Origin of the sequence: Acinetobacter sp. YH12086 (genome assembly GCF_013419345.1) — a bacterium.
Lineage (GTDB): Bacteria > Pseudomonadota > Gammaproteobacteria > Pseudomonadales > Moraxellaceae > Acinetobacter > Acinetobacter amyesii.
In genome coordinates this window covers 1-10,704 of the sequence record NZ_VPAF01000029.1, presented here as the reverse complement: position 1 = coordinate 10,704, position 10,704 = coordinate 1, and the positions used below count along the sequence as shown (strand labels likewise).

The window sequence follows — 10,704 nt, the reverse complement described above, 5'->3', positions numbered from 1 at the left end:
GATGACGCAAGGCTATCAAACAGTCCGTATTAGTAATCACGCACTTGAGTCTGCATTAGCACGATATGAAAGCACCGAAGATGCCTATGCGTGGTCATATCAACGTGAAGGGCATGCCTTTTACGTGGTTTCATTCCCAACAGATCGTAAAACATGGTGTTATGACGCATCAACTCAAATGTGGCACGAGCGTAGTTGGTATAACACTGACAATTCAAGCCACGAGCACCACCGAGCATACTGCCACTGTTACTTCAAAGGACAGCACTTGGTTGGAGATCGTGAATTTCCATACATTTATAAACTTGATGCTGATGCTGAAACTGATAATGGTGCTGTAATTATTCGCGAGCGCACAACACCGTGTGTAAGCCCGCAAGGCAGTCGCTTAATCTTTGATGAGGTGGAATTGATCTGCCAAGTTGGGCAAGACAATAACACTAAGCCAACCGTAATGCTTGATTGGTCGGATGATCGTGGAAAAACATGGTCCAATGATCGAATAACCGAAATAGCCAATGATATTGGCGCAATTGGTGAATATGAGAAGCGCGTAATTTTCCGTCGTCTAGGCCAATCTTTTGGGCGTGTTTTTCGGGTTCGCATGACGGATGCAGGGCGATTAATTATTCTTGGCGCAAAGGCAAAAATACGATGACAGTTAAAGTACCCAAGATTACACAAGTACCTATACAACAACCAATTTCGCAAAATAATTATATGCACCCTGTTTGGGTGCTTTTTTTTGAGTCATTGGCGAAAGTTGCGAATGAAAACGCTGTGTTTTCGATGCAAAAAATGAGTGGCGAGATTAATCAGGTTGGTGATGAGGTTTTACAGATCAGTACCGATCTTACCGACATGAATGCATTAATTGCCGCTATCAACGCAAGTCTTCTTGGGGTTGATTCAAACATCTTAAATTTACAAAGTGCTGTATCTCAACTTCAAAACCAATTACAAGCCCTAACGATGCGAGTAGAAGCGTTGGAGAATGCACCATGATCACAGTAATGCGTGAACATTGGGTCGACTGTATTGATGAGTTGATGCCGCTGTGTATTGAAGTTCACAATATTGATGAGCAGCAAACCTATGGATTGGAGCTTGATTTTGATCATGAGCTTTATATTGAATCGGAAGAAATTAACCAATTTCACTGCCTTGTGATGCGCGACAACGGCAAGCCCATTGGTTTTCATTGGATTACGATCAATCCTTTGGCTCGTTTCAAAGGAAAAACACAAGCATGTACCGATGTGATTTTTGTTCTACCAAAGTACCGCCGATATTCAAATTTACTTATTCAATGTAGTGATCGATATATCAAAGAGCAAGGTTGTTATATGTGGGCATTAGCCACACTAGATGACTGCTATCGTGGCGCAGTTTGGGAGCGTAAAGGCTTCAAAAAAGCTGAAACTATCTTTATGAAAAAGGTGTGATATGTCAAAAGTCATTGGCTCTATTACCGGAGCAAACAAGCAGGCAAAAGCTGCAACTCAAGCAGCAAATACACAATACAAAGCATCACAAGAATCAAACGCCCTACAAAAAGAAATGTTTGATGAGGTGCGTGCTGATCAAAAACCATATATGCAAGCAGGAACTCAAGCCCTTGGTGGCTTATTAGGTTTAGCTGGGCTTAATGGTGCTGATACATCTCAATTATTGCAGCAAGATCCAAGTTATCAATTTCGTTTAAATCAAGGTCTTGATAGTGTTCAATCGGGTGCTGCAGCCCAAGGTGGTTTGCTAAGTGGTGCTACTCAAAAAGCTCTAAATAATTACGGTCAAAACTTTGCAAGCCAAGAGTACGGCAATGCCTACAATCGCCTTTCAAGCCTAGTTGGCATGGGGCAAAACGCAGCAGCGGGCGTTGGTAATGCAGGTATGCAAACAGCTCAAGCGGTGGCGAACAACACTATGGCAGGGGCGAATGCTGTGGCTGCAGGGCAGGTTGCTGCAGGCAACCGAACAGCTAATAACTTCAACTCCCTACTAGGGGCGGCGGGCACAATTGGCGGCATGTTTATTTAAAGGTGAATTATGATTGATCCACGTATCCCTTTAATGGGGCAGCAACAAGCAGATCCATTTGAATCAGCAGCTAAAGGCATTCAATTTGGGCAAGGTTTGCGCCAACTGCTATCAGGTCGTCAAGCGGGAAAAATGGCAGCACTTAATCCTGAAGAGCGCCAAGCTTTTGCTAACAATTCCATGTTCAGTCGCGAGTTAAATGCTCAACTAAAAGCTGACAAGGCAGCAGAAGTGCAAGCACTGCGTGACCAACAGAAGCATGATGCGGATATCTACAACACTCGAGCACAGGGTGGTGAGCGTATTGCGAATGCTGGGAAGACAACCCAAGAGACCACAGTCAATCGTCAACGCGCTATGAGTAGCGCATTAGCAGCAGCGATGCGCGGAGACCCAAGAGCTGCCAATTTTATGCTTGAACATGGTAAGACTGGTGGGGTTATTGATGATGCATCATACGAGCAAGCAAAGCAGTTCTTAACTACGAATGCAAACAACCCCGAAGCAATCAGCTCGCTTGTCGAAAGTCTAGGGATTACTGCAGCTGAAAATCCTGAACAGTATATTCAGCCTGATGCGAATAATGTGAACACCAATGCCACTAGCATCAAAAACAACGAACTGGACAACCAGACCAGTCGAGAAAGACTAAAGCAAGAGGGTGAGCAGTATCAGCAGAATTTTGAATACACAGCCCAACAGGATGAGATAAAAAATGGGCAAGCTGAACTCAAAGAGTTTGGAGGAAAGACATGGATTGTGTATAAAAATGGAGATTATCGCCCAGCAATAGGTGCTGACGGTAATCAAATTTCTGCAAGTAAAGCGGAGACACCTGAACAAAAAATGCAGCGCGTTGATAATGCTCTTGGGGCTGCGGACGCCGCAAGAGCGGCAGCAAGAGCCTCTCAAGATGCAGCAAATCTAATCAATGACCCTGGTTTATATTGGGGGACAGGGACAACGAGTGCACTTGGCTTGATTCCAGGCTCGGATGCAAAAGGATTCCATGCAAGGCTTGAAAATTTAAAATCACAGGTATTTTTGCCCACCGTAAAAGCCCTACAGGGTATGGGGGCGCTGTCGAATGCTGAAGGGGAGAAAATATCGGCAGCGGTTGCAAATCTAGATCCAAAGATAGGCCCAGAAGCAATGAAGGAGCAATTAACCGTTCTAGCTAAGCAAATGCGCGATGCAGCCAAAATAGCCAATCAGAGAACGCAGAACTATGCGAGCCGTGGCGGAACCATCCCTTTGAGTGTTACCTCTAAAAAAAGAGGGGCAAATGAAAACCCACCACCCAAAGGGTCTAGCGCATCTCTAAGCGAGGTCAAGCAGGCTGCACAACAAGCAGGTATTAGCACAGAAGAAATGGCAAGCATCTTAAAATCTCAAGGTGTGAGCATTAAATAGATAGTTGATCGGTTTTTATGCTATAAATCCCTCATTTCGATGGGGGTTTTACAATGTATCTAGGTTTTGGGGTTATTTTTCTTATAGCTTTTGGTTGGTGGTTGCTATGGAGTAAGCTTTGCGATATTGAGCAGAAGCAATTTAAGATGCATGAAGAGATGGATTCATCACTAAAATACATAGAAAAACAATTACATTTGACGCAAAGCATGATTGAGAGTGTCCATGAAGATATCCCCCCTGTCTCTCAGGATGTGAAAGACATTTGGAAGGAGAAAATGCTTCGAGGTGAGTATGAGTAACATGAAAAATCTAATTTTAATTTGTGCATTGCTTGCTTCAAGTTTTGGTGTATTTGCGTGGGACAATAACACCCCGAGTAAAGAGGATTTATACCTTCTTGATCACGGGTATGTAAATAAAGAGTTTAAATATGTAAATAAAAAAGCCATTGATGAGCTTTACAGAGAAGTAAATAATCAAATGGCAACCATGTATCCAATGCAATTAAATAGTGAGGTGTTTTATGAGGGGGTTACAGTAACTAGCACCATGTTAGTTTATAGACTGCAAGACCTAACGGTTAGCAAAAAAGGGGAATATCCACCCTCGACACTTAAAGCTATCTATGATGAGCAATTAAAAGATTCAGCTTGTGCTGTGTGGAATGAACACTTGCATAAACAAAATAACCGACAATTAGCCTCAATGTCAGTTAGAGCAGAAGATGGCTCAATCATATATATGGGGAGTGTGGAAAATAGTGAATGTATATAAAGCACCCTAGGGTGCTTTTTTATTGGCCACATTATTAACAGCTTTAGCCAACTTATCATTTTCCACACCCTCAGACCTCAATTCACTAATAAGGGTTTGCATGCTTTGAGCAACAATAGTTGTGATTAAATTTGCATTTCGTGGATCGAATACCATCGGAGAATCAAAGGATTGCTCTAGGCGGGCGACCATTTCCGCACTTTGCGAACGATTATTTTTTTCTGCTGAATCTTCAATTTTTTGTTTTAACTCAGGCGGCACACGCAATCTAACTATTGTGTGATCAGTTTGATTACTCATTTAAAAACCTCTATGCCACAAATTGTGGTAAATATTTCACGATAGGTATTTACATTACCACAAAGTGTGGCTATAGTTATTAAACGCCACAAAATGTGGCATTAAGGGAGGAAGTATGAAAGAAGGTCGTCAAAAACCTATTGATGTTCGTGTTCGAGTATCAAATGAGTTGCATGAAGAATTAAAAGCTCATGCAAGAAAAGAAGAGCGTTCAATGAATTATTTAATCAATAAGGCTGTTGAATTTTATTTAAACCAAAAGAGTGCGAAAGCATGAAATCAACAGACAACAAAAAAGCCCAATACTTTGACGAGCAGGGCTTGATTGATGTCATTACTAAGAGAAGTAACTATGTCTAATTTAACACAAAACTTTGCAAATCCAAACAACCAACCCTTAATTATTGGTGATTTCTCAATTCGCCAAGATGAAGATGGGCGTTATTGCTTGAATGACCTTCATAAGGCGAGCGGTGATGATAAAAAACATTTCCCTGCTTATTTTCTTCGCAACCAACAAACCAAGGATCTGATTGTGCTTATTGAGGCTGAAAATTATGATATGCAAATTTGCACATCTAAAAAATCAGCGGTCAATTCTGTTAAAGGGAAAGGGAAAGAACAGGGTACATACGTTGTTAAAGAGTTAGTCTACTCATACGCAATGTGGATTTCTGCAAAATTCCACCTAATGGTGATTCGTGCTTATGACGCAATGGTTATGCAATGGAAAATTAACGACCGCCAATCTATTTCACCTGAACAACAAGCATTACTTCATGAAATTGTAGATCGTCGTTCTCAGGGAAACCGTAAAATCTATGCTGAAATGTGGAGTCGTCATAATCGACATTTTAAAATCCCACGTTATGCCGAACTATTGGCAATTCATTTTCCTGAATCGATTCATTATTTAGAGACAATGGAATTAAAGGCTCGTGTTTCAACGAAGCAAGATAATTTAATCCAAATAGATAAAAATTATCACAATAATGTGCAGGGTTTGGCATGGCACATGCTTTGGATTCGCGAATGGTGGAAAAAGTTTGGTGAACCAATAAGAGCAATAAGCCCTAATATGGCTGCAGCTATTCACGACCATTTTACAGATGGGGCGATGTTTGCATATCACTTTATTGATAAAGAAGATTTAAAGAAGCAGCGAGAACGAACTGAATATTTTCAATGGCACTTAAGCTCTGCTGAGCGCATATCATTAGATTACAGGCTTAAATGAAAAACACAAAACCACCTTCGGGTGGTTTTTTTACACCCAAGGAAAAGTTATGGCAAAGCTATCTCAAATACAGCAGGCGTATGCAAACCCAAGAGTGCGTAAATACTTAGATTTCATTGCAGAAGCGGAAGGTGTGCAGCACGGCTATAACACACTTTTTGGCAATCAGCGCTTTAACAACCTTGGTGCACACCCAAATGTTAGAAAATCATTCAAGCAAACCGATGGCGCAACCAACTACACCACAGCAGCAGGGCGTTATCAGTTTTTAAATGGCACTTGGAACAATCTTGCCAAACAGTACGGCTTCCGTGATTTCTCACCTCAATCTCAGGACTTGGGGGCTATTGCGCTGCTTGCTCAAAATGGAGCTTTGCCATACATCCTAAAGGGTGACTTTAGTACCGCAATTCAAAAATCAGGTCGCACATGGGCATCTCTACCAAGCTCAACATATAAACAAGGAAAGCGGTCTTGGGATTTTGTGAATAAACACCTTGGGTCGAATATTCAGCAACAGCAACCCAACACTCAACCGCAACGAGCACCAATAGTTGGCAATTGGGCGAATCTAGCAAGAAGTCAGGATAAGCGCCCTGCTGTAGGAAAATGGGCTGAGCTCACATCACAGGCTACACGAGCACCAATAGTTGGTAATTGGTCTGATTTAATCAAAGGAAATCAAGGCGGATAGAATGGCGCAATTAACAGTAGAGCAAATGGTTCAATTGGCAAAAGAGTCCAAAAGCCAGCCCAGCAACCCCAAAAAAATATCAATCAATGAGATGGTTGAATTAGCCAAATCTAGCAAGCAGCACAAAAACCTTGGCTCCATGCCTGCAATCACGGTTGATGTGGGAGAGCCAAGCTCAGTCAAAAGCTTTATCTTAGGTGCTGTTAACGATGTTGGTGGAGGTATTAATCAGCTTGTTTCAGGGGCTAAGGATTTTGGCAGCAGTGCAGTTAATAAATTGCTTGGAACAGACTTAAAAACAGATCGCTACAAAGAAGTTACTCGGGAAACCAAAGCTATTGATGATGCTTATGAGAAAGCTAGAGCGAGGACGGGGCAAACGGGTTCAGATGGCTGGCGCACATCTGGGGCGATTGTAGGGTCTCTCCCTTTTGGCGCTGGCGGTATCGGGAAAAATGTAGCAACAACAGTAGCTAAAAGCGGTGGGTTAGGTGCTCTAATTGGTGGTGCTCAGTTTGCTGAAAATGCGGATAAACGCGTATCAAATATCCAATCAGGTGCGCTAGGCGGTGCGCTTGGTGGTGTAGCAGCTAAAAAAATTGGGGATGGTATTACTCGTGCTGTGAATGCTAAAAAAGGCAATTACAAGGAGGGGGTGAAAGAGGTTTTAGATCAGGCTGAAAAACACGGTATTCGCACATCGGTTGGTGATCTTGGTCGCAATCCGATTGCAAAAAAAGCAGAAGTTCAACTTGAGGAAATTCCTTTAATTGGCACATCAAATTTCCGCAAAGGGCAGCATGATGAAGCTAAGGCGGCAGCAGAAAAAGTGGTAGAAAACCTAAAAGGAAAAATGTCTGATGTTGACTACAAAAGCTTAGATAAAATCCAAGCTGCTGCGGCAAGCGGTGACAAGAATGCTATGCGAATCATGAAGATTGTGAATGAGACTGGAGAGGATTCAGGCAAGGTTTTACAGGCTGCGGCTGAGATTAAAAATTGGCGTGGTCAGCGTGTTGCTTCGCAAATGTATGATCGTGTTCAAAACTTAGCGGGTGATAGCGCTATAGCTCCAAATAAAACCGTTCAAGCTATTGACGATATTATTGCTAACGATTCAAAAGTTATTCCAAATACGGAATTACAAAAAGAGTTATTATCCATAAGAAACACGCTTGGCGACATGAACATCAAAAAAGACTTTGGCGAAATGCGAGCAGTCCAGTCACGACTAGGGGAGCTTGTAAGTGAATGGGGTAGTGCTGGAAAAAAAGGTAGTAGCGCATTTACCAAAATTAGAACAGCAATTGACGATGATATTTTGGATTTCGCTCAAAATTCAGGTAATACAAGACTGTTCGGTGAACTAAAGCGCGCCAATAGCCTTTATGGTCAGTTGCAGCAAGGTAAAGACAAGGCGTTTGCAAATGCTGCACGCAGCATTGAGCCTGATCAAATTTTTGAACAATTCATGAAAGCTGGAAAGGGTGATAAGGCTGCTAATTTTTACAAAAACTTAGACCCAAAAGGACAAGCCGCTCTGCGTTATCAAATGGCACAAAACGCTCTAGATAAGGCGTGGAATCCAAATAAGGAGGCATTTAGCCCCGCAAAGTTTGCGCTTGAGTTTGAGCGAATGAGTGCCCCTTATAGCAATGTGTTCTCGGGTAGTGATAAGGCTCAAATGGATGGGTTTATTAAGTTGATGCGCCATATTGAGCGAGCGGGTCAATACATGGAAAACCCACCGACAGGAAATAGGGCTGTACCGTGGCTGCTTGGTGGTGGTGCGGCAGTTACAGCAATGTCAAGCATACCATTGGCGCTTACAGGGGTTGGGGCGACTACCCTCACGAAAACACTGCTTACCACAAATGCAGGCAAACGCATTCTGCTTGCTGCTAAAGATTTGCCACCTGATTCACCAAAGCTTGCCAATTTAATCAAGCAAGCGCAGAAGCTAGCCACCACATCTGGGGCGATTGCAGCAACAGAATAACCCTCTTCGGAGGGTTTTTTAATGGGTGAAATTCATGCTCCAACATCGACTAGCAACACCGGTTATTCAACCGAGAATGCACTTCTTCGATAAAGAAGGACAACCACTAATAGGTGGCAAGGTGTATTCATTCAAAGTGGGTGAAGATATTTTCAAGCCTACCTACCGAAATTCTGAGTTTACCGCAACCAATCAAAATCCAATTTTGTTAGATCAAGCAGGCAGTGCATTAATTTATGTACGTGGATCTGTACAACTTAAAATTTACGACAAATCAGGCGTTTTTATTGAAGAGAAAATTGTGTATCAGCAGCAAATGCGCACACAGTTTTTCGATAAATACGGCAAAGCATTAGGGGGCGGCAAAGTATGGACTTATGACTATCAATCTACGATTAAAAAGCCTTCATATGAAAATGCGGATGATGCTTTATTAAATCCGAATCCAGTGATTTTGGATGAAAACGGCTGGGGGTCTTTAAGCATTGTCGGGGCTTATCGGTTGCGGCAGTACGATAAAAAAGGCGTGTTTGTCGGTGATCAGGATTTTAAGAGACCACCGATTAAGGTGCTGACGAGTAAGCCATATCCTGCTTATTTTTATGATGAATTAACCACCGATTTCTTTTTGAATCATGGCAAAAACAAAGTAGAGATAAACATATCAAGTTTATCTGATGATGTGTCTAACAGCTTTGCCTTAAACAAAGTTACCCTGCGCTCCACTGTGAATACTACTGAAATTACAGATATAGTAAACACATCATTTTCTTTAAATAAAGTAATTAAAAAACCGTCGCTCAATCAAGCAAGTGTAAATGAAAGCGCAAGCACAAGTTTTAGCTTAACAAAAGTTAAGCGAAGTAGAACTGTTATTCAGCACAATGCAGGGAGTGAGCCTGTAGCAACGAGTTTTGCTTTGAATAAAGTATCAAAAATTGAGGTATAAAATGTTTAATATTGAAATGCAAGTTGGAGCAAAATTTAAGATCGCTGTAAAGAAACACAATAAAGTCATTAAAGAGACGGGCTGGAGTGACAATATTGTGCTTGATAGCGGTTTGAGTAGAATGAGTGTTGGAAGATGGATTGATCGTTGTTGTGTTGGCACTGGGAACTCAACACCACTAGCAAGTCAGACTATGCTTGATAATTTTGTCGCGGCATCTACAACCGCAAAAGGGTCCTCTGCAGTAGCAAATACAGCCGCACAACCTTATTACTATGGGCAGCGAATTGTTTGGGGTTTTAGTGTGGGATCAGCTACAGGTAATATATCCGAAGTGGGGTTGGGTTGGGGTAATTATGATTTATGGAATCGAGCACTGATAAGGGATATAGCGGGAAACCCCACGACAATTACAGTGCTGTCTGATGAAGTACTAGAAGTGACATCGGAGGTGCGCTGCTATCCCGCATCATCAATTAGTGGTGGCTTTCAGCTTGTTGATAAAAACGATAATTTAATTAGTAGCCACAGCTATGTGGGGTTGCCCACTATAGCTAATGCTAGTGTATTTATTACTGATAAGATCACACTTGGGTATTCAGGTGGTAATTCGGTACTTTACACAGCATCAGCATCAAATGTAGCAATGCCAACAGGTTTAACCACAATACCAGTAATGTATGGAGATAATGCTGCAGATGCAAACAACACAACATACCCAACCACAACATCTGCAAAAGCTATATGTACATTCCCTCCATCTAGAGCTAATTTTGATCATCGGTTTATATTTCTTAGAAATAATTTATTAGCAAATATGGGGATTGGTTATAAGTTGGAGATTACGCCACCAATTCCAAAAACAAATACTGAATCCTTGACATACGAGTTTGTTATGAGCTGGGGTCGCTATGAGTCTTCCTGAAAACAAGCTATCCACACGCCCCATCTACGGGGCTTTTTTAGTGCCTGATAAAGCTGAACCGCTTGTGGACTTTGAGTGGGGTGGTGTGGATTTACTCGACACATCACAAGGTTTGCAGGTCTATATTTGGAAATGTTATTACCGCGACAATTGGATTTGCATTGAAAATGATGTGGTGCAATATCAACTGCTTAATGTTGAAAATGTGAAGTCTTTAAGTTTGTCTTTTGACTTCAATATGAACCCAACCATTGCATACACAACCGAAAACGTAGATAAGCAAATTTCAACTTTTTTGTACTGGTACGACACGGCACAAGCGAAGCAAATCACCACTGAATACGGCACTCAATACATTACCCCGCAAGTC

14 protein-coding genes and 1 pseudogene are annotated in these 10,704 nt (G+C 41.9%); 14 read left to right on the top strand and 1 reads right to left on the bottom strand.

Annotation, left to right across the window (positions count from 1 at the left end):
* From FTU29_RS16535 to FTU29_RS16505, 7 genes and pseudogenes are all read left to right on the top strand, one after another.
* A pseudogene (locus tag FTU29_RS16535) lies at positions 1–658 on the top strand (hypothetical protein); the annotation flags it as partial.
* Entirely contained in the window at positions 655–1,005 is a 351-nt protein-coding gene (locus FTU29_RS16530; RefSeq protein ID WP_180122932.1) for a hypothetical protein, read from the top strand. The pseudogene FTU29_RS16535 and the gene FTU29_RS16530, both read left to right, overlap by 4 nt.
* Positions 1,002–1,445 (top strand): GNAT family N-acetyltransferase, encoded by a 444-nt coding sequence (locus tag FTU29_RS16525; RefSeq protein ID WP_180122930.1) that lies wholly within the window; start codon positions 1,002–1,004, stop codon positions 1,443–1,445. The genes FTU29_RS16530 and FTU29_RS16525 overlap by 4 nt, the downstream gene beginning before the upstream one ends.
* A 1-nt stretch (position 1,446) precedes the next feature.
* Positions 1,447–2,040 carry a DNA transfer protein p32 gene (locus FTU29_RS16520; RefSeq protein WP_180122928.1) on the top strand — a complete coding sequence of 198 codons (594 nt, stop codon included), beginning with the start codon at positions 1,447–1,449 and terminating at the stop codon, positions 2,038–2,040.
* A 9-nt stretch (positions 2,041–2,049) separates the two neighbouring features.
* A complete protein-coding gene (locus tag FTU29_RS16515) occupies positions 2,050–3,453 on the top strand; it encodes a hypothetical protein (protein WP_180122926.1) in 1,404 nt (467 codons plus the stop codon).
* A 53-nt stretch (positions 3,454–3,506) separates the two neighbouring features.
* Positions 3,507–3,755 carry a hypothetical protein gene (locus FTU29_RS16510; RefSeq protein WP_180122924.1) on the top strand — a complete coding sequence of 83 codons (249 nt, stop codon included), beginning with the start codon at positions 3,507–3,509 and terminating at the stop codon, positions 3,753–3,755.
* A gap of 1 nt (position 3,756) precedes the next feature.
* A complete protein-coding gene (locus tag FTU29_RS16505) occupies positions 3,757–4,230 on the top strand; it encodes a hypothetical protein (protein WP_180122922.1) in 474 nt (157 codons plus the stop codon).
* 6 nt (positions 4,231–4,236) lie between these two features.
* Here FTU29_RS16505 and FTU29_RS16500 read toward each other — a convergent pair whose 3' ends face one another.
* Positions 4,237–4,530 (bottom strand): Arc family DNA-binding protein, encoded by a 294-nt coding sequence (locus FTU29_RS16500; protein ID WP_180122921.1) that lies wholly within the window; start codon positions 4,528–4,530, stop codon positions 4,237–4,239.
* A gap of 115 nt (positions 4,531–4,645) precedes the next feature.
* On the opposite strand from FTU29_RS16500, the gene FTU29_RS16495 reads away from it, so the two are divergent.
* From FTU29_RS16495 to FTU29_RS16465, 7 genes are all read left to right on the top strand, one after another.
* Positions 4,646–4,807: a toxin-antitoxin system HicB family antitoxin gene (locus tag FTU29_RS16495; RefSeq protein WP_180122920.1), complete on the top strand. Its 162-nt coding sequence runs from the start codon at positions 4,646–4,648 to the stop codon at positions 4,805–4,807.
* Positions 4,808–4,882: 75 nt separating this feature from the next.
* Positions 4,883–5,767 (top strand): KilA-N domain-containing protein, encoded by an 885-nt coding sequence (locus tag FTU29_RS16490; protein WP_180122934.1) that lies wholly within the window; start codon positions 4,883–4,885, stop codon positions 5,765–5,767.
* Between the two features lie 49 nt (positions 5,768–5,816).
* Positions 5,817–6,461, top strand: coding sequence for a glycoside hydrolase family 104 protein (locus FTU29_RS16485; protein ID WP_257226952.1), 645 nt, complete (start codon positions 5,817–5,819; stop codon positions 6,459–6,461).
* Between the two features lies 1 nt (position 6,462).
* The gene (locus FTU29_RS16480; RefSeq protein ID WP_180122919.1) at positions 6,463–8,460 is read left to right on the top strand and encodes a hypothetical protein; all 1,998 of its coding nucleotides are present in this window, start codon (positions 6,463–6,465) and stop codon (positions 8,458–8,460) included.
* A gap of 34 nt (positions 8,461–8,494) precedes the next feature.
* Complete coding sequence (locus FTU29_RS16475) at positions 8,495–9,409, top strand: hypothetical protein (protein ID WP_180122918.1); 915 nt, start codon at positions 8,495–8,497, stop codon at positions 9,407–9,409.
* A 1-nt stretch (position 9,410) separates the two neighbouring features.
* A complete protein-coding gene (locus tag FTU29_RS16470; RefSeq protein WP_180122917.1) occupies positions 9,411–10,334 on the top strand; it encodes a hypothetical protein in 924 nt (307 codons plus the stop codon).
* Positions 10,321–10,704: hypothetical protein (locus FTU29_RS16465; protein ID WP_180122916.1), on the top strand; the 384-nt coding region annotated here is incomplete at its 3' end. The genes FTU29_RS16470 and FTU29_RS16465, both read left to right, overlap by 14 nt.